A 16,963-nucleotide genomic window follows, 5' to 3' on the forward strand; every position below is an offset into this window, starting at 1 on the left:
GCGCCGGTGGCTTGACCGGCCATCCGCCTGCCAGGCCCCGTTTGCCGTCTACGCCGCCTGCAACGCCCTGCGCGGCAGGGGCGGGAAGGCGATGGCTATGCCCGCCGCCCCCAGGCCGATAAGCGCCGAGCCAATGAACAGCCAATGGTAGCTGGCATAGGCGTCGAAGATCATGCCGCCGGCGAGCGGCCCCAGCGCCATGCCGAGGCTGGAGAGCATTGTGGCGGCGCCGAACACTGTGCCGAGGATGCGCTGGCCGAAATATTCGCGGGCGAGCACGGCGTAGAGCGGCATGACGCCGCCATAGGTGGCGCCGAAGACGACAGCCAGCATATAGAACTGGTCAAGCTGGCTGATCGAGAGATAGGCGGCAATGACGATCGCCTGGATCGCCAGCCCGGCGATCAGCACCGGCTTGACGCCCAGCCGATCGGCCAGCACGCCGTAGAGCAGCCTGCCGCCAAGGCCGGCCAGGCCCTCGACGCTGTAGATCGAGACAGCGGCCATCGGGGCGACGCCGCACAGCATGGCGTAGCTGACCATGTGGAAGATCGGGCCGGAATGGGCCGCGCAGCAGGCGAAGAAGGTCAGCCCCAGCACGATGAATTGCGGCGAGCGCAGCGCCTGGCCGACCGTGAGGCCGTCGCCTTCGGCCACGCGCGCCGCGGCGGCATCGGCGGCGGCGGGTTTCGGCGGCTGGCGCACCAGAAGGACGGCCGGCAGCAGGAGCACCCAGGCCAGGAGGCCGATGTCGAACATGGCGGTGCGCCATTCATAGGTGGAGATCAGCCAGCGGGCCAGGGGCGAGATCGTCATCGGCGCCACGCCCATGCCCGCCGAGACCAGCGATACGGCCAGTCCGCGATTGGTGTCGAACCAGCCTGAGGTCAGCGCGATCATCGGCGCGAAGAAGGCGCTGGCGGCGAGTCCGACGAGCACGCCATAGGTGATCTGGAAGCTGAGAAGCGAGCCGGCGCGGCTCGCCAGCACCAGCGCCAGCCCGAGCAGCACGGCACCAATGGTGACCACGATGCGGGCGCCGAACCGGTCGGACAGGGCACCCCAGGCGAAGCCGCCAAGGCCCATCACCAGGAAGTTGAGCGTCATGGCGCTCGAAATGCCGGCGCGCGACCATTGCGTGTCGAGCGCCATCGGTTCGAGGAAGATCGCCAGCGAAAACATCGTGCCGATGGCGACGCAGGACATCAGCGCGCCAGCCGCGACGATGACCCAACGGTAGGAATGGCTCATGGTTTTCTCCCATGCCGGGAGCAGGATCGGTCATCCGACGCCGCCCGGCAATTCCGGTTGCGCCCGAAGGACGCCCGGGGCGCGCTCGAATCGACATTCCAGATCGATTTTTTTCTGGGTCCAGCGAAGTGTATGCGCCGACGCCTAGAGGTGCTGGCGCATGAACGCTCCGATCATGTCGACAGCCTGGCGCGCGGCCTGCAATTGGGCAAGGTTGGAGGGAAAGACATGGGTCATGCCTTCCCAGATGTGCAGTGCCGCCTCGCCACCGGCGCTCGACGCCGCTTCTGCCACGCGGCGTGAATCGTCGAGCAGGATTTCGTCATCGCCGACATGGATCAGCAGCGGCGGCAGCCCGCCCAGGTGCTGGTAGAGCGGCGAGGCGCGTGGATCGATGGGATCGGCGCCTTTGAGATAGAGGTCGGCCGCCTTTTTCAGCTCGTCGCGTCTTACCAGCGGATCGGTGGCCGCCCTTGTCAGCATCGAACCGCCAGCGAGGGCAAGGTCGGTCCAAGGCGACATCAACGCCGCACAGCGCGGCATGACGCCGGTGCCTTGCCTGGCTTTGGCCGCGACAAGCGCCAGCAGCGACAGTGCGAGGCCACCGCCGGCCGAGTCGCCGGCAAGCGCGATCGCTTCATGGCCGAGGTCGCAAAGTCCGGTGAATACACTTTGCGCATCGTCGATGGCGGCCGGAAAAGCGTGCTCGGGCGCCAGCCGGTAGTCGGGAATGAAGGCCGGCGCGCCGGCGCGCAGCACGATCTGGCTGACGAAATTGCGATGACCGACGGCGGAACCCAGAACATAGGCGCCGCCATGAAGGTAGAGGATGGCCGCACGCGCCGCGTCGGCCTTTGGCCGGCACCACACGCCCGCTACCGCCCCGACCATACCTGTCTCGAAGCTGATGCCGTCGGCGACGGGCGTCTGTTGCATCAGCTCTTCGAAGGCCGGCCGTGACGGCGGCGCAAATTCCAGTGCCGGCAGCGTCGCCAGCATGTCGCGCATCGCCCGCATGACGGTGCGATCATGCTCGTCCTGGGGGTGGATTTCGACGCTCATGATGGCCTGTCCGGATTATGGTTTCAGAAGCTCGGTGCGGAATTCCGGCGCAAGTGCCGCTGCCTTGGCGAGGAAGGCGCCGAATTCCGCCGGGCTGAGTTCCGGAGCAGGGGCGGTGCGGCTGCCGACCGGCGTGCCGACCCTGGCAAAGAACGCCTCCTGTCCCGCCGGCGCGCACAGGCACAGCATGCGCACATCCGCGCCCGAGACATTCTTGAAGGAATGCGGCGCGTTGGCGGGGATGTTCACCGTCATGCCTGCCTTGGCCACGCTTTTTTGGCCACGGAAGGTGAATTCGATCTCGCCCTCCAGGAGATGAAACATCTCCTCGAAATCGTGTCGATGCGGACCGGGGCCGCCGCTATCGGGAACCTTCATGTCGATGAGGCAGAAGCGCCCAGCCGTCTGCGCGCCGGAAAGCAGGACCGTGTAGGTGTCGCCCACCACAGCCAGATGCTGGAGCGACGGATCGTCGGGATCGACAATCGACAGCTGGCGGTTGGGATCGTCGGCGGGAATTGTCAATTCAGGCATGTCTGATCTCCACGGTCGGCGAGGCTCCCCAGCCTTCTGTCAGTGGTAGCGGCTGGCTGGCGCCAAGGCAGCAAAAAGCTCGTTCGACCGGCTGGACTCACTGTCCCGCGGATGGAACAGTCGCCGGCATGATCGATCTCAACGACCTGCGTGTCTTCGAGAAAGTGGCGGCGACCAGCAGCTTCTCGGCCGCCGGCCGCGCGCTCGGCCTGCCGAAGTCGACGGTCAGCCGCGACATTGCCCGGCTTGAGCAGCAACTGGGTGTGCGACTGTTCCAGCGCTCCACCCGCGCGGTGATCCTGACCGCCGCCGGGGAAGCGCTGCGGACGCGTTGCGTCGACCTGATGTCGCGGATCGACGAGACGGTGACCTATGTCGAGAGCCTGGCCGGCGAGCCACGCGGTGTGCTGCGGATCAGTGCCGGCATCGGCTTCGGCATCAATGTCCTGTCACGGCATCTGCCGGCGTTCCTTGCCCGCTTTCCCCATGTCGACGTGGCGCTCGACCTGACGAGCCGCGACCTCGACCTTGTCGCCGAGCGCGTAGACGTGGCGATCCGCATGGGGCCTTTGCCCGATTCAGCGCTGGTGGCGACACGCCTGGGCAGTGTGCGTCGCTGCCTCGCCGCCGCGCCGGATTATCTCGCCCGCCAAGGCACACCGCTGATGCCGGCCGATCTGTCCACGCATGAGTGCATCGAAATGCCCCGTGGCGACGGCCGGACGCGAAGGTGGCATTTCCACCGAGCGGGCGAGATGGCCACCGTCGATGTGCGCAACCGGGTCAGCGTCAATGAAGCGCTGACCATCCACCAGCTTGTCCGCAATGGCGCGGGCCTCGGCGTGCTGTCCACCTATCTGTGCGTCGATGATTTCGCCGAAGGGCGTCTCGTCCCGCTGCTCACCGATTGGGACATCGCGCCCGTCGAGGTCAATTTGCTCTTTCCGAGCAAGCGCGAGCTGTCGCAGACCGTGCGCAGCTTCGTGGATTTCATGCGCGAGGTTTCGGTTCCCAACGAGCATTGGCAAGGTGGCATCGCCGGAACGGATTGATGCCCTGCCTGAGTCAATTGGGCAGACGACGACCACGCCGCGACTCGGATCTGCGCAGCGGGACTTGTCGAGGCGCTCACGCATGAACCTGGCACTGCGGAAGACGGTCTGCCTGTTTATTTCTTTTTGATCTGACGTTTTGTGGAGATGGCGGCGGCTGGCGCTTCTGGTTTCTCCAGAGATGGTGCGGGCGCTACAGCCGGGGCATTGTCGGGGGCCGACGGCGTGCTGGCGCCTAGTCTGACAGACATGCCCGATATCTTCCATTGCCGGTCGACAGGGGCGAAGGCAAATTCAAAGTTCAGCTGCATGGCAGCCGACGGGAAAAAGCCCGCCATATGCAACATTCCGTTGGCTTCGATCTGCGGCGTCAATGTCAGCTGGGGCTCGAGCACTGCGACACCGCTGAGATCAAGCTGCTCGTTGCGCAGTTTTGCAAAAACCTCAGCCAGGCGGGCAGGGTTGTTCGTTTTGAAATCTGGAGCGCCCAGCTCGCGCAGGACGGAATAGTCTCCGGTCTTGTTGGCGTTGTCCAGGGCCAGCAATGTGGATCGGATCAGGATCAGAATGCCGTTGTGGTCGATATTGGCCGGCTTTGGACCCTCGGATGCCTTCGGGGCAGATCGGTCGTCCTTTTTCGCCTGAGAATATGCCGGTGTTGTTTGGATGCAAAACAGGGCCAGAAGCAGTGCTGTCAGCCGGGCAAATCCGCGCATTCCAAACCCTCCCGGCAACGCTGCCGGCCGCTTCGGCACCATTCGCCGAAAAGTAGCCAGGTGCTAGAACTCGCCCGCCAAGCCGACGCGGAAACCGTGGCTGCTGCCGCCGCCATAGGCATAGCCAGCGGTGAGCGCGAAAGGCTCGTTGAAATCGAAGCGATGAGCAAATGAGCCGCCGAACGCCGTTTCACCTTTGAAATAGCCGACATTGCCGGCCCAGCTCGTGCGGCCGGCAGCAGATGGCATTGGCGCCGTCGTCATGGCTATAGCCGCCGCGATGCCCTGCCGAGCCTCGGTCCGGTTCTCTGAAATCTGGTTGCCTAGATCGGCAAAACCACTTTCCAGGGCGCCGACCCGTCCGTCCAGGACGGCAATGTCGGTTGTATTTGTCGTTACGCGGGTATCGAGGGATGCCAGCATGGTGTCGTGGCCATCGAGCCGTGTGTCCTGCTCGGTATTCTTGGTTTCCGTCTGCGTGATCCGCGTCTCGTGATCGGTGAGTGTCGCATCCTGCTCGGTGTTCTTTGTCTCGACGCTGTCGAGCCGGCCATCCTGCTCGGTATTCTTGGCTTCGACGGCGTCAAGCCTTCCGTCCTGCTCTACGTTCTTTGCCGAAGCATCGCCCACGACACCGTCCACATAGTCCTTGTTGGCTGCATCCGTCCCCGCGGTCGGGGTGCCAACATTTTTTACAACATTGCCGCCCATGTCGACCGCCCCACCGAACGTGGCGGCTCCTGTCGCGGCGTCGAAGTTAATCTGGCTGCCGCTCGGGCCTATCGTGATTCCTGGCGCGGGGACAAAATAGTCGTCCGAGTTACTACAATCGTCATTGATCGTTGTGCCGATCACGCCGGCAAAGCTGCAGATCGTGTTTTCGGGATCGCCGGCGTCGCCGCCGAAAACGACCTGTGCCGAAGCAGGTGCCGTCCAGAAAATTGCGGTCATAAAAAACAACACCAAAACCGGCAGCCAACCGAGCGAACTTACATATTCGTTATGTCTTTGAGTATCCGTCATAAGCCCACCCCCGTTATCAAGCTTTATTCCCCGCCAAAGCCTGTTCGCGCCGAAGAAAGCTGTCAACTACAATCTCATTAGATTCGGTGGGTTCGCATAAAATTGCACTTTAAACTAAGGCTACATGTGACCACTGTTGCAGGGAGGCAACAAATACGCATACCGTCAAATGACGACTGTCCGGGGCGCAGATCATTCCATTTCAGACCAATCCACAGGAGGTGGACGTGAATCAAAAAAGCCCGGTTCGTGCCAACGGGCGCCCGCGCAAAAGTAGGCAGCCGATCCTTATCGTCCGATGCCGCCGGGCCAACACGCCCCAGGTGCCCTGGGCGTCGAGATGGCAGTAGAACCTGTGCTAGTCGCGCCTGTGGTCGCCGTCGTCCACCATTAAGTTTGGCTGTTGTGGAGCGGCGCCAGAGCCAATTCGTCAGACCGTCATTGCGCGACTCTGATGGTCTCTCCGAGTCTCGATGATCAGATCGGCAGTTCCGACGTGTATTTGATCGTCTGGCTCGGCACGTCGGTCTTGACGTTCTGGACGCCCTTGATGCGGCTCAGATGCTCCGACTGGAAGCGGCGGTAGTCGTCGATGCCGGCGGCCACCACGCGCACCATAGCGTCGCAGTCGCCGAGCATGAGATAGCATTCCATCACCTGCGGCAGCTTGGCGACCTCGCTGGCGAAATGCTCGATCGTGTCCTCGTCCTGCGCCTTCAGCCAGATGCGGGTGAAGAAGGTGAGGCCCTTGCCGATGCTGGCCGGATTGATCACGGCGACGTAGCGGTCGATGATGCCGGCTTCCTCGAGAAGCTTGACGCGCCGCAGGCAAGGTGAGGGCGACAGCCCTACCTGAGTGGCAAGATCATTGTTGGCCCTGCGGCCGTCACGCTGCAATGCCCGCAGGATACGCTTGTCGATCTCGTCCAGTTTCACGGCGTGCGATTCCATTCTTTTGAATATTATCGGCAGTGAATGCCGAAATTTAATGGAACGCAACAATTTTCGCAACCAAATTGCGGAGAGCTGATTGTAATGTGGCCGCCGATATCACGAATTCCAGACGCAAACCGGAAGGGGCGGCCGCAAAGCCGCCGGTGGAGAAGTATGAGCGTTTCACAGGCAGTCGGGGCAGCCGGCAGCGATTCGGGATCGGAGTTCCGCCGTGGCGTGGCGTCCTGCGTGCCGGTCCTGCTCGGCACCATTCCCTACGCGCTGGTGCTTGGCGCCCAGGCGACGCAGAAAGGGCTGAGCGCGGTCGAGTTGCCCATGATGACAGGGCTGAATTTCGCCGGCGGTTCGGAATTCGCGGCGATCCAGCTGTGGACGTCGCCGCCGCATATCCTGCTCATCGTCGCCATCACCTTCCTGGTCAACAGCCGTCATTTGCTGATGGGCGCGGCACTGGCGCCGTTCCTGCGCGAGCTGCCGCGGCGCAAGGTCTTCACGGCGCTGTTCTTCATGTGCGACGAAAGCTGGGCGCTGGGCCTGGCCGACGCCAAGCAGCGTGCCACCGCGGGGGTCAAACCGGCCTTCAGCTCGCGCTACTATATGGGCGCGGCATTGGCGATGTATCTTGCCTGGGTGGCCTTCACGACGCTCGGCGCCTTGCTCGGCCCGATGCTGGGCGATATCGAGATCTACGGTTTCGACATGGCGTTTCCGGCTGTCTTCCTGGTGCTGATGCGCGGCATGTGGAAAGGCGCGGCGGCGGCGCGGCCGTGGCTGGTCAGCCTGGTAGTGGCCGCGCTTGTCTATCTCTTCGTTCCCGGCGCCTGGTATGTGGCGGCCGGCGCGGTGTCGGGGCTGCTTGCCGCGTGGTTGATGGCAGGTGATGCATGATCGACGCGACCACGGTTCTCACCATCGTGCTGATGGCCGGCGTCACCTATCTCACGCGGATCGGCGGCTATGTCGTGCTGCGCAGTCGCGTGCTGAGCGCGCGTGCGACCGCGGTGATGGAGGCGGCACCCGGTTGCGTGCTGATCTCCGTCATCGCGCCGGCCTTCGTGTCGCGCAATCCTGCTGATCTCCTGGCGCTGGCCATCACGCTGGCGGCGGCAACGCGCCTGTCCATGCTGCCGACCGTGCTGATCGGCGTGGCCGCGACGGGGGTTCTCAGGCATCTGATCGGCTGAAATGAAAAAGGCAGGCGCGAAGGCCTGCCTTTCGAGGTCGGATGATCGGGAGCCTTAAGCGGCAGCGGCGGCCTGCTGGCTGGCTACCACGGCATCGACCTTGGCCGTTGCCTTGGCGAGCGCGGCATCCACCGCGTCAGGGCCCATGGCGACGCCCTCGATGCGGATAACCTCGACATCGGTCATGCCGAGGAAGCCGAGCACGCCGCGCAGATAGGGAATGGCGTGGTCGAACTGTACGGCCGCACCTTCCGAATAGACGCCGCCCGAAGCCAGCACGACATAGACCTTCTTGCCGGTGACGAGGCCCTTGGGGCCGTTCTCGCCATAGGCAAAGCTCTTGCCGGAGCGGGAGATGTGGTCGACCCAGGACTTCAGCGTCGAGGAGATGTTGAAGTTGATGAAGCCGGTGGCCAGGATCACCGTGTCGGCGGCGAAGAGCTCATCGAGCACGGCGTCCGAAACGCCGACCACTTCGGCCTGGCGCGGGGTGCGGGATTCGGCGGGCGTATAGATGCCGGTCGCATAGTCGGTATCGATGTGCGGCAGCGGGTTGGCGACGAGGTCGCGCACGACCAGCGTGTTCGACGGGTCGGCGGCGAGAAGCTTCTGGGCAAATTCGGTGGCGATGCGGGTCGAATGCGAGGCAGCGCCGCGCGGGCTCGATGTAACGAGAAGAATGGACATAGCGGGTCTCTCCAGTGGAATGAATTGTCCCCTCGCATATGGGGCTATCGACCCATCCGGTAAACCGGTATATTTTCTATATCAACCATCTACCAAATGGATATGCTGATGCAGCCCAATCCGACGCTCGACCAACTCCAGATCCTAGTCGCCGTTGCCGACACCGGCAGTTTCTCGGCCGCCGGCCGCAAGCTCAACCGGGCGCAATCCGTGATCAGCTACGGCATCGCCAATCTCGAGGCGCAGTTGGGGCTGAAGCTCTTCGAGCGCGAGGGCACGCGCGTGCCGCAGCTGACCGAGATCGGCCGGGCCATGCTGGAAGACGCGCGGCGCATGGTGGGCGTGCTGCAGCGCATCCGCTCGCGCGCCGACGGCCTCCATCACGGTCTGGAGGCCGAGGTGGCGCTTTCGGTCGACGTGGCTTTGCCTTCCCCGGTTCTGGTGCGGGTGCTGAAGGCGTTCGAGGCGCAATTCCCGACCGTGATGCTGCGCCTGCATATCGGCACGCTCGGCCTCATTCCCGATCTCGTCGTCAATGGACAAGCCGATCTCGGCATAGGCGGCCTGCTGGGCGAGGTAGACGTGCATCTCGTGCGCATCGGCTTCATGTCGCTGGTGCCGGCGGCGGCGCCCAACCACCCGCTGGCCCTGCTGCCGAGGCCGGTGGCGCTCGAGGATGTGCGCGAACACACCCAGCTTGTCGTCACCGACCAGTCCGAGCGCACCAAGGGACGCGATTACGGTGTCTTCGCCTACCGCACCTGGCGACTGACCGACATGCGCACCAAGCACATCCTCATGCGCGAGGGGCTGGGCTGGGGCGGACTGCCGCGCTGGTTGATCGCCGACGATCTGGCGACTGGCCGCCTGGTGGAGCTTGATCTCGAGCCCTACAAGGAAGTGAGTTCGCCCTTGTTTGCCATGCACCGCAACGACCGCAGCCCGAAGCCGGCCGCCGCCTGGCTGATCGACCGCTTCAAGCGTGGGCTCGGCTGCTTCAACGAGTTCGAGCCAGGCGAGGTGCCCGAGGAGGAACCGGAGGTTCCCAACGCGCCGGGCCTTTAGAGCGGTTCAGCGTTTGGTAGAATCGCCGACCCGCTCTAACTCTTTCTTTTTCACGCAATTCCGGACGGAAAACCGTTACACACTTTTCCTGGAATTGCTCTAGCTCGACGCGCGCAATGCAGGGCTGGGCCGCGAACGCTGAGTTGGCGCCCCATCCGAGCTGCCGGCGGATTGCCGCCGTACCGCCTATTCGGCAGCCATTGCGGTTCGCGGCTCCGGTTCCTCCGCCGGGGCCTCATCGACAGCATCCGCAACCGGCTTGATCCGGAACCACGCGACATAGAGCGCTGGAAGGAACAGCAGGATCAGCACCGTGCCCGCCGCCGTGCCGCCGATCAGCGTATAGGCCATCGAACCCCAGAAGACGGAGTGGGTGAGGGGGATGAAGGCCAGCACGGCGGCAAGTGCGGTCAGGATCACGGGCCTCGTGCGCTGCACGGTGGCCTCGATGACGGCGTTATAGTCGTCAAGACCGGCGGCACGGTTCTCCTTGATCTGTTCGGTCAGGATCAGCGTGTTGCGCATCAGGATGCCGGCCAGTCCTATCAGGCCCAGAATGGCGTTGAATCCGAAGGGCTGGTTGAAGGCGAGCAACATCGGCACCACGCCGACAAGACCCAGCGGTGCCGTCAGCATGACCATCGCCATCGTCGAGAAGGATCGCACCTGCAGCATGATCACGATCAGCATGGCGGCGATCATGAGGGGTAAGACCTTACCCAGCGCGGTGTTGGCCTTTTCAGCCTCCTCGATCGATCCACCCAATTCGATGCGATAGCCGGCCGGAAGGGACGCGATCAGCGGCTGCAGAGCCGTCATGATCTGCTTGGAAACCTCCGGAGGCTGGGTCGCCTCATTGATGTCCGAGCGGATCGTGATGACCGGCGTGCGATCACGCCGCTTCAGGATCGGCTCCTCCAGGCGGATTTCCGAGTGGCCGATCTGGTCCAGCGGGATCTGGCGCCCGTCACGGCTCATCAGCGAAAAATCCGCCAGGCGTGTCGGGTCCAGCCGCTCCGCGCCGGCGCTGCGGGCCACGATCGGGACATTGCGGATGTCTTCGCGGACCTGCGTGACGGGGATGCCGGTGAGGAGGAACTGGAGCTGCTGGGCCACCTCCGCCGGCGACAGGCCAATGAGGTTCAGCCGATCCTGATCCGGAATGAAGCGCAGTACGGGCGTGCGGTTGCCCCAATCGCGGTTGGCCTGCCGCACGTCCGGGACGCCCCGCATGACGTCGAGGGCTTTTTCGGAGATGGCGTATAATTGCTCGGGGTCAGGTCCCATGACCCGAAACTCGACCGGGAACGGCGTGTAAGGTCCGAACACGAGTTGCGTGACGCGGATGTTCGCTTCGGGGGCAAGCCCTGTCGCGACCGCTTCGCGCAGCCGGTGCTTCAAAGCCTCGCGCGTCTCCGCGTCCGGGGTCAGCACGACGATCTTGGCGAAGGCGGGATCCGGCAGTTCCGGCGCCATGGCGAAGAAAAAGCGCGAGGCGCCCTGACCGATGTAGCTCGTGACGAACTTGGCCTCCGGCTGCTCGCCAAGCCAGTGTTCCAGCTTCTCGACCGTGGCGGTCGTCGTCCCGATGCTGGTGCCTTCGGGCAACCGAACTTCGACCAGCACTTCGGGGCGATCGGATGTCGGGAAGAATTGTTGCTTGAGACCGCCCATGCCGACAACCGAAAGCGCGAAGACGATGCCGACGGCAGCACAGGTCACGAACTTGTGGCGCACGGCAAAGGTGATGAGCCGGCGAAGCCGCCGATAGTTCGGCGTGTCGTATATGGCGTGGACGCCGCCTTCGACCGGTTTGATCGCGGGCAGCATCTTGACGCCCATATACGGGGTGAAGAAGACAGCGACGACCCAGGAGACGATGAGGGCGAACCCCACGACCCAGAAGATGTTGCCGGCATATTCGCCGGCCGTCGAGTGCGCGAAGCCCACCGGCAGGAACCCGGCGATCGTCACCAGCGTGCCCGACAGCATCGGCGCCGCGGTATGGCTCCACGCATAGGCCGCCGCCTTGATGCGGTCCATGCCCTCTTCCATCTTCACCACCATCACCTCGATGGCGATGATCGCGTCGTCGACGAGAAGGCCAAGCGCCAGGATGAGGGCGCCGAGCGTGATGCGGTCGAAGAACCGGCCGGTTTCCAGCATGATGAGGAAGACGACCGCAAGCGTCAGGGGAACGGCGGCCGCCACGACGATGCCGACGCGCCAACCCATGCTGATCAGGGCGATCAGCAGCACCACGCCGAGCGCCATCGCGAATTTGAGCATGAACTCGTTGACCGACGAGCCGATGTTGACCGCCTGGTCGCTGACCTTGGCCAGCGTCATTCCGAGCGGCAGCGTCTGTGCGATGGAAGCGGACTTCTCCTCCAGCGCCTTGCCGAGTTCAAGACCATTCCAGCCCTCCTGCATCACCGCCGCGAGCATGATGGTCGGCTCGCCCTGGTGACGGATGACGTAGGTGGCGGGATCCTCGTAGCCGCGCTTGATATCGGCGATGTCGGAGAGCCTCAACGTCCTGCCCGCGGCGACGATCGGGGTGTCGGCGATCGTCTGGATACTGTCATAGGCCCCGTTGACCCGGATGAAGACCTGCGGCCCCTGCGTATCGATCGAGCCCGCCGGTGTGACGGTGTTCTGGCGCTGCAAGGCGGCAATGATGTCCTGTGCCGACACGCCGAGGGTGGCGAGCTTGGCATAGGAAAACTCGACGAATATCTGCTCGGGGCGTTCGCCGAGGATGTTGATCTTCTTGACGCCAGGCACGTGCAGAAGATCCTGGCGAATGGTCTCGGCCTGCCTGGCGAGCTCGCGCATGGGCATGCCCTTCGCCTTGAGGGCGTAAAGGGCGAAGCTGACATCGGAGTATTCGTCATTGACGAAGGGACCGAACACGCCGGGGGGCAGGTTGCGGGCTTCGTCGCCGAGCTTCTTGCGGGCCTGGTAGAACTCCTCCTGCACACTGGATGGCGGTGTGCTGTCCTTCAGCGTGACCGTCAGATAGGCATAGCCTGGCCGTGTCGTCGTCTCGACACGATCGTACCAGGTCAGCTCCTGAAGCCGCTTCTCCAACGGCTCGGCGACGAGATCCTGCATCTCACGCGCCGTCGCGCCCGGCCATGCCGTCGTGACCGTCAGGGTCTTGATGGTGAAGTTGGGATCCTCCGCCCGTCCAAGCATGAGGAAGGCGTAGGCGCCGGCGGCAACCAGCAGAATGATGAAGAAAAGGGTGACGGCTCGCTCGCGAACGGCGATCGCTGAAAGGTTGAGGTTCACCGTCAGTTGCTCCCGTTTTCGGACGCGGTCCTGACGTGAGCGCCCTCCTTCAGGAGATGAGCGCCGAGCGAAACAATCGAAGCGCCGGAGCTCAGCCCGGAGATCACGGCGGTTTCGTTGGTCAAACGAACCAGCTTGACGGGCTGAAAATGCACGGTCGAGGTTGCCCCGTCCAAGGTCCAAACGCCGGTCCTCTGGCCATCATCCAGCACGGCCCCCAGCGGCACCTGCACTTCCGGCTCACTCGCCTGGCTCGCAAGCCGGATGGTAACCGTCGCGCCAAGCGGTGCGGCCGCGGCCTCGCCGTCGAGCACGTAACGGGCCTCATAGGTACGGGTCTGGGGATCGGCGGCGTCCGACAGCTGCCGCAGATGCGCCGCATAATGCCGCCCGTCGCCTCCATACAAGCCGGCTTCGGCCACCGAGCCGATCGCCGGTCGGATCGTTTCAGGAAGCGCGACCACCGCTTCGCGGGGGCCGGCGTTCGCGATCCGAACTACTGTCTGTCCCGCCGCGACAACCTGTCCCGGCTCGCCAAGCGTTTCGACGACGGTTCCATCGGCGTTGGCGTTCAGGACGGAATAGGCCGCCTCGTTCTCCGCGACCTTGGCTTCGGCTTCCGCGGCGGCGAGCTGTGCCGTTGCTGTATCAAGCGCCGCCTTCGCCTGTTCGTAGCGCTGCGGGGTTGCCGCCAACTCCTTCTTGACCAGAACGGCATAGCGCTTTTCGTCGGCACTGGTCTGAACCAGGACAGCGCGGGCGGCGGCAACGGCGTTGCGTTTCGCGGTGAGCGCAAGGGCCAGATCGGTGTCGTCGATCCGCAGCAGCGGTTGGCCAGCCTTGACCTGCTCGCCGACATTCACAAGCCGCTCGATGATCTTGCCGGGGACGCGAAAGCCAAGGTTGCTCTGCACCCGCGCCGCGATCGTGCCTGTGAAGCCGCGGTCGGATCCGGGCACCTCCGCTGCCGTAACCAATCGCACGACCGGTGGTTCCTGCCTGGGGTCGCCAGCGGCGGAGGCTAGCTGCGTGCGAATGGAAAGTGTGACGAACGCCGTCACCCCCAAGCCGACGACCAGGATGCTCCCCAGCCCAACAACCAGTCTCTTTTTCATGCCCATCGCCTCGTGTCAAAATAGATTGCGTTCGCACTCTATATCTGATATAGATTATGAACGCAATCCAAAAAAGGAGATGGCGATGCGGGTAAGTCGCAGTCAGGCGGAGCAAAACCGCCAAACCGTGATCGATGTGGCAAGCCGGCTTTTTCGAGAGCACGGCTTCGACGGCATTGGACTGAAGGATCTGATGAAGGGCGCCGGGCTGACCCAAGGCGCCTTCTACAAGCAATTTACGTCCAAGGAGGACCTGGCCGCACAGGCGTCGCGGCGGGCCCTGGAGCACGCTTCCCACCGATGGACCGCCGCGGCCGAGACCAATCCCGATGACCCGCTTGCCGCGGTGGTGGCGTTCTATCTTAGTGCCGGACATCGCGAAGAGAAGTTGGACGGCTGTCCGGTTGTGGCGCTCGGCTCGGATGCGGCCAGGCAGGGCAACGACGTGAAAGCGTCATTCGAAGCCGGGATCAGGGAATATCTCGAGCTACTCGGCAGTTGGGTTGGCGGCGCCCAGGGCGAGCAAGACACCGGCAAGGCCAAGGCCATTCTCTCGACCATGGTCGGTGCGGTCGTCCTCTCGCGGGCCGTCAATGACCGCCATCTCGCCCAGGCCTTTCTGGATGCCGCGACCGAACAGGTTCGCGAAGCTGTCGCTGCTTGATAGGAGAACAGATGCGACGGATTGTTGTTACAGGCATGGGCGCGGTCACGCCCCTTGCCGCGGATGTTGAAACGTCATGGGCGCGTCTCCTGGCGGGTCGCTCGGGCATAAGGAGGCTTGCCGATGACGCGGTGGCGGACCTGCCGGCGAAGATCGGCGGAACGGTTCCCTCCCTGGGGGACGACCCCGAGGCCGGTTTCGATCCCGATACCGTCCTGGCTCCGAAGGAACAGCGCAGGGCGGACCGCTTCATTCTCTTCGCTCTGGCTGCGGCGGAACAGGCGCTGGCCCAGGCGAGATGGAAGCCGGTCTCGGACGATGACAGGGTCCGCACCGCGACGATCATCGCTTCGGGTATCGGAGGATTTCCAGCAATAACCGACGCCGTGCGAACCGTCGACCAGCGCGGTGTCCGGCGTCTCTCACCCTTCACCGTGCCGTCGTTCCTGGTGAACATGGCGGCGGGACAGGTTTCGATCCGACACGGCTTCAAGGGTCCGCTCGGCGCTCCGGTGACGGCGTGCGCGGCCGGCATTCAGGCGATCGGCGACGCCGCGCGCCTTATCCGCGCCAATGAGGCCGACATCGCGGTCTGCGGCGGCACCGAAGCCTGCATCAATACCGTCAGTCTCGGCGGTTTCGCGGCGGCACGCTCGCTGTCGACCTCGTTCAATCACCGTCCCGACGAGGCCTCCCGTCCGTTCGACATGTTGCGTGATGGCTTCGTCATGGGCGAAGGCGCCGGAATCCTCGTCGTCGAGGCCTTGAGCCATGCGCTTGCGCGCGGCGCCAAGCCGCTGGCCGAGCTCGTCGGCTACGGCACGACGGCGGATGCCTATCACATCACGTCCGGCCCCGAGGATGGCGACGGTGCGCGCAGAGCCATGGAGATCGCGATCGCCCAGGCGGGCATTTCGGCCCGGGAGGTCCGCCACCTCAATGCGCACGCGACCTCCACGCCGGTCGGCGATGCGGGAGAGATCGCGGCGATCAAAAGGGCTTTCGGCTCGGATTTCGGCATAGCTGTCAGCGCAACGAAGGCGGCGACCGGGCACCTGCTCGGAGCCGCCGGCGGGCTTGGAGCCATCTTCACGATCCAGGCGCTGAGGGATCAGGTCGCGCCGCCGACGCTCAACCTCAGTGCTCCCGATCCGGCCGGCGACGGGATCGACTTTGTCGCGAACCACGCACGGCCGATGGAAATGGACTACGCGATTGCCAATGGCTTCGGCTTTGGCGGGGTCAACGCCAGCGCGTTGTTCCAGCGTTGGACGGAGAAGTCGGCCCGCGCGACCACCGGAGGCGGCCGGTGATCGAGGCCTTGCCACTCAACATTGCTGTTTTCCCAATTCGCCAAGTTCCTGTGGCGAAACGCAATCCAGAACAAAGAAAGAAGCGATTTTCATGAACAAGACCAATCCTGGTGTCGCCCTGGTGACAGGGGCATCCTCGGGCATCGGGCAGGCAACCGCCAAAGCCCTGCTCGACGCGGGTTTTCGCGTCTTTGGAACCAGCCGTCGCGCGACAGGCAAAAAAACCGACGGTGTCACCATGCTGGCCTGCGACGTGACCGATGACGCGTCCGTGGCGAAGCTGGTCGATGACGTGCTGGCTCAGGCCGGGCGCATCGACCTGCTTGTCAACAATGCCGGCATGGGTCTGTTTGGCGGTGCGGAGGAGTCCTCGACCGCCCAGGCTCAGGCGCTGTTCGACGTGAACGTCTTCGGCGTTCTGCGCGTGACCAACGCGGTGTTGCCGGCCATGCGTCGCCAGGGAAAGGGCAGGATCGTCAATTTGAGTTCGGTGCAGGGGTTCATCCCGGCACCCTATTTCGCGCTCTACGCGTCGACCAAACATGCCGTCGAGGGCTACTCCGAATCGCTCGACCACGAACTGCGCCCATTCGGCATTCGCGTTGCCCTGGTCGAGCCCGCTTATACCCGCACCTCATTCGAGGAAAATCTCGCCGCCCCCGACCGGCTGCTCGATATCTATGACGGGGCGCGCGCTGGCATGACCCTGAGCGTGCGAAAATCGATGGAAAAAGGCGATGCCCCCGAAGTGGTGGCGGCGACGGTCCTGAAAGCGGCCACCGATCCCACTCCGAAGAGGCGCTACGCGGCGGGAAAAATGGCGCGTCAGGTCAGTCTTCTGCGCCGTTTCGTCCCCGCATCCGCATTCGACAAGAGCCTGCGAAAGCAGCTCGGGCTGCCGCTCTGAGACGGGCGGACGCCAGCGGCTGGTGCCCGGAAATCACTAGATCACCGTCACCCCGGAAACAACGATCTGCGCCGTGCGGGCGGTCAATTTCCCGCGCTTGCGTAATGTCGGTTTTTCATAGGTCTTCTTCATGTGTCCG

General features: G+C 63.9%; 17 protein-coding genes. 7 read left to right on the top strand and 10 right to left on the bottom strand.

The features are described 5' to 3' along the window. Nucleotides 1-48: 48 nt before the first annotated feature. The 3 genes from FJ948_RS27340 to FJ948_RS27350 form a co-directional block, all read right to left on the bottom strand. Nucleotides 49-1,251, bottom strand: coding sequence for an MFS transporter (locus FJ948_RS27340; RefSeq protein WP_140709960.1), 1,203 nt, complete (start codon nt 1,249-1,251; stop codon nt 49-51). A 144-nt stretch (nt 1,252-1,395) separates the two neighbouring features. After that, nucleotides 1,396-2,313: an alpha/beta hydrolase fold domain-containing protein gene (locus FJ948_RS27345; protein ID WP_210242292.1), complete on the bottom strand. Its 918-nt coding sequence runs from the start codon at nt 2,311-2,313 to the stop codon at nt 1,396-1,398. Nucleotides 2,314-2,328: 15 nt separating this feature from the next. Next, on the bottom strand, nt 2,329-2,847 hold the full coding sequence (locus tag FJ948_RS27350; protein ID WP_140709961.1) for a cupin domain-containing protein: 519 nt from the start codon (nt 2,845-2,847) through the stop codon (nt 2,329-2,331). 128 nt (nt 2,848-2,975) lie between these two features. Here FJ948_RS27350 and FJ948_RS27355 point away from each other — a divergent pair, with 128 nt between their 5' ends. Beyond that, on the top strand, nt 2,976-3,899 hold the full coding sequence (locus FJ948_RS27355) for a LysR family transcriptional regulator (protein WP_140709963.1): 924 nt from the start codon (nt 2,976-2,978) through the stop codon (nt 3,897-3,899). A gap of 116 nt (nt 3,900-4,015) precedes the next feature. Here the strand turns inward: FJ948_RS27355 and FJ948_RS27360 are convergent, their stop codons facing one another. The 3 genes from FJ948_RS27360 to FJ948_RS27370 all read right to left on the bottom strand — a co-directional run bounded on the left by FJ948_RS27360 (nt 4,016) and on the right by FJ948_RS27370 (nt 6,574). Beyond that, complete coding sequence (locus FJ948_RS27360; RefSeq protein WP_140709965.1) at nt 4,016-4,615, bottom strand: hypothetical protein; 600 nt, start codon at nt 4,613-4,615, stop codon at nt 4,016-4,018. Between the two features lie 63 nt (nt 4,616-4,678). Then, a complete protein-coding gene (locus tag FJ948_RS30825) occupies nt 4,679-5,704 on the bottom strand; it encodes a hypothetical protein (protein WP_246677639.1) in 1,026 nt (341 codons plus the stop codon). Between the two features lie 411 nt (nt 5,705-6,115). Then, entirely contained in the window at nt 6,116-6,574 is a 459-nt protein-coding gene (locus FJ948_RS27370) for an Lrp/AsnC family transcriptional regulator (RefSeq protein ID WP_140709967.1), read from the bottom strand. 171 nt (nt 6,575-6,745) lie between these two features. Here FJ948_RS27370 and FJ948_RS27375 point away from each other — a divergent pair, with 171 nt between their 5' ends. Together FJ948_RS27375 and FJ948_RS27380 are read left to right on the top strand one after the other, a co-directional pair. After that, nucleotides 6,746-7,480 carry an AzlC family ABC transporter permease gene (locus tag FJ948_RS27375; protein WP_140709969.1) on the top strand — a complete coding sequence of 245 codons (735 nt, stop codon included), beginning with the start codon at nt 6,746-6,748 and terminating at the stop codon, nt 7,478-7,480. Further along, entirely contained in the window at nt 7,477-7,776 is a 300-nt protein-coding gene (locus FJ948_RS27380; protein ID WP_140709971.1) for an AzlD family protein, read from the top strand. The genes FJ948_RS27375 and FJ948_RS27380 overlap by 4 nt, the downstream gene beginning before the upstream one ends. A 54-nt stretch (nt 7,777-7,830) precedes the next feature. Here the strand turns inward: FJ948_RS27380 and FJ948_RS27385 are convergent, their stop codons facing one another. Next, nucleotides 7,831-8,463, bottom strand: a complete 633-nt coding sequence (locus tag FJ948_RS27385; protein WP_140709973.1) for an FMN-dependent NADH-azoreductase — start codon at nt 8,461-8,463, stop codon at nt 7,831-7,833. A gap of 108 nt (nt 8,464-8,571) precedes the next feature. On the opposite strand from FJ948_RS27385, the gene FJ948_RS27390 reads away from it, so the two are divergent. Beyond that, a complete protein-coding gene (locus FJ948_RS27390) occupies nt 8,572-9,528 on the top strand; it encodes a LysR family transcriptional regulator (RefSeq protein WP_140709975.1) in 957 nt (318 codons plus the stop codon). A gap of 186 nt (nt 9,529-9,714) precedes the next feature. Here FJ948_RS27390 and FJ948_RS27395 read toward each other — a convergent pair whose 3' ends face one another. Then, nucleotides 9,715-12,825, bottom strand: coding sequence for an efflux RND transporter permease subunit (locus FJ948_RS27395; protein WP_140709977.1), 3,111 nt, complete (start codon nt 12,823-12,825; stop codon nt 9,715-9,717). Between the two features lie 2 nt (nt 12,826-12,827). Then, nucleotides 12,828-13,940, bottom strand: coding sequence for an efflux RND transporter periplasmic adaptor subunit (locus FJ948_RS27400; protein WP_140709979.1), 1,113 nt, complete (start codon nt 13,938-13,940; stop codon nt 12,828-12,830). A gap of 85 nt (nt 13,941-14,025) precedes the next feature. On the opposite strand from FJ948_RS27400, the gene FJ948_RS27405 reads away from it, so the two are divergent. From FJ948_RS27405 to FJ948_RS27415, 3 genes are all read left to right on the top strand, one after another. Then, nucleotides 14,026-14,604 carry a TetR/AcrR family transcriptional regulator gene (locus FJ948_RS27405; protein ID WP_140709981.1) on the top strand — a complete coding sequence of 193 codons (579 nt, stop codon included), beginning with the start codon at nt 14,026-14,028 and terminating at the stop codon, nt 14,602-14,604. Nucleotides 14,605-14,615: 11 nt separating this feature from the next. Then, nucleotides 14,616-15,917 carry a beta-ketoacyl-ACP synthase II gene (gene fabF, locus FJ948_RS27410; RefSeq protein ID WP_140709983.1) on the top strand — a complete coding sequence of 434 codons (1,302 nt, stop codon included), beginning with the start codon at nt 14,616-14,618 and terminating at the stop codon, nt 15,915-15,917. A 91-nt stretch (nt 15,918-16,008) separates the two neighbouring features. Then, entirely contained in the window at nt 16,009-16,824 is an 816-nt protein-coding gene (locus FJ948_RS27415; RefSeq protein ID WP_140709985.1) for an oxidoreductase, read from the top strand. Nucleotides 16,825-16,860: 36 nt separating this feature from the next. Here the strand turns inward: FJ948_RS27415 and FJ948_RS30470 are convergent, their stop codons facing one another. Then, nucleotides 16,861-16,956: a putative RiPP precursor gene (locus tag FJ948_RS30470; protein ID WP_210242293.1), complete on the bottom strand. Its 96-nt coding sequence runs from the start codon at nt 16,954-16,956 to the stop codon at nt 16,861-16,863. Nucleotides 16,957-16,963 lie beyond the last annotated feature (7 nt).

This window comes from Mesorhizobium sp. B2-3-12 (genome assembly GCF_006442205.1).
In the GTDB taxonomy this organism is placed as follows: domain Bacteria; phylum Pseudomonadota; class Alphaproteobacteria; order Rhizobiales; family Rhizobiaceae; genus Mesorhizobium.

Excerpts from the sequence above, each read along its gene's own strand:
- FJ948_RS27385 (WP_140709973.1), bottom strand. The coding sequence starts at position 8,463 with ATGTCCATTCTTCTCGTTACATCGAGCCCGCGCGGCGCTGCCTCGCAT.
- FJ948_RS27360 (WP_140709965.1), bottom strand. The coding sequence starts at position 4,615 with ATGCGCGGATTTGCCCGGCTGACAGCACTGCTTCTGGCCCTGTTTTGC.
- FJ948_RS27390 (WP_140709975.1), top strand. The coding sequence starts at position 8,572 with ATGCAGCCCAATCCGACGCTCGACCAACTCCAGATCCTAGTCGCCGTT.
- FJ948_RS30470 (WP_210242293.1), bottom strand. The coding sequence starts at position 16,956 with ATGAAGAAGACCTATGAAAAACCGACATTACGCAAGCGCGGGAAATTG.
- FJ948_RS27405 (WP_140709981.1), top strand. The coding sequence starts at position 14,026 with ATGCGGGTAAGTCGCAGTCAGGCGGAGCAAAACCGCCAAACCGTGATC.
- FJ948_RS27380 (WP_140709971.1), top strand. The coding sequence starts at position 7,477 with ATGATCGACGCGACCACGGTTCTCACCATCGTGCTGATGGCCGGCGTC.
- FJ948_RS27350 (WP_140709961.1), bottom strand. The coding sequence starts at position 2,847 with ATGCCTGAATTGACAATTCCCGCCGACGATCCCAACCGCCAGCTGTCG.
- fabF (WP_140709983.1), top strand. The coding sequence starts at position 14,616 with ATGCGACGGATTGTTGTTACAGGCATGGGCGCGGTCACGCCCCTTGCC.
- FJ948_RS27415 (WP_140709985.1), top strand. The coding sequence starts at position 16,009 with ATGAACAAGACCAATCCTGGTGTCGCCCTGGTGACAGGGGCATCCTCG.
- FJ948_RS27375 (WP_140709969.1), top strand. The coding sequence starts at position 6,746 with ATGAGCGTTTCACAGGCAGTCGGGGCAGCCGGCAGCGATTCGGGATCG.
- FJ948_RS27355 (WP_140709963.1), top strand. The coding sequence starts at position 2,976 with ATGATCGATCTCAACGACCTGCGTGTCTTCGAGAAAGTGGCGGCGACC.
- FJ948_RS27400 (WP_140709979.1), bottom strand. The coding sequence starts at position 13,940 with ATGAAAAAGAGACTGGTTGTTGGGCTGGGGAGCATCCTGGTCGTCGGC.
- FJ948_RS27340 (WP_140709960.1), bottom strand. The coding sequence starts at position 1,251 with ATGAGCCATTCCTACCGTTGGGTCATCGTCGCGGCTGGCGCGCTGATG.
- FJ948_RS27345 (WP_210242292.1), bottom strand. The coding sequence starts at position 2,313 with ATGAGCGTCGAAATCCACCCCCAGGACGAGCATGATCGCACCGTCATG.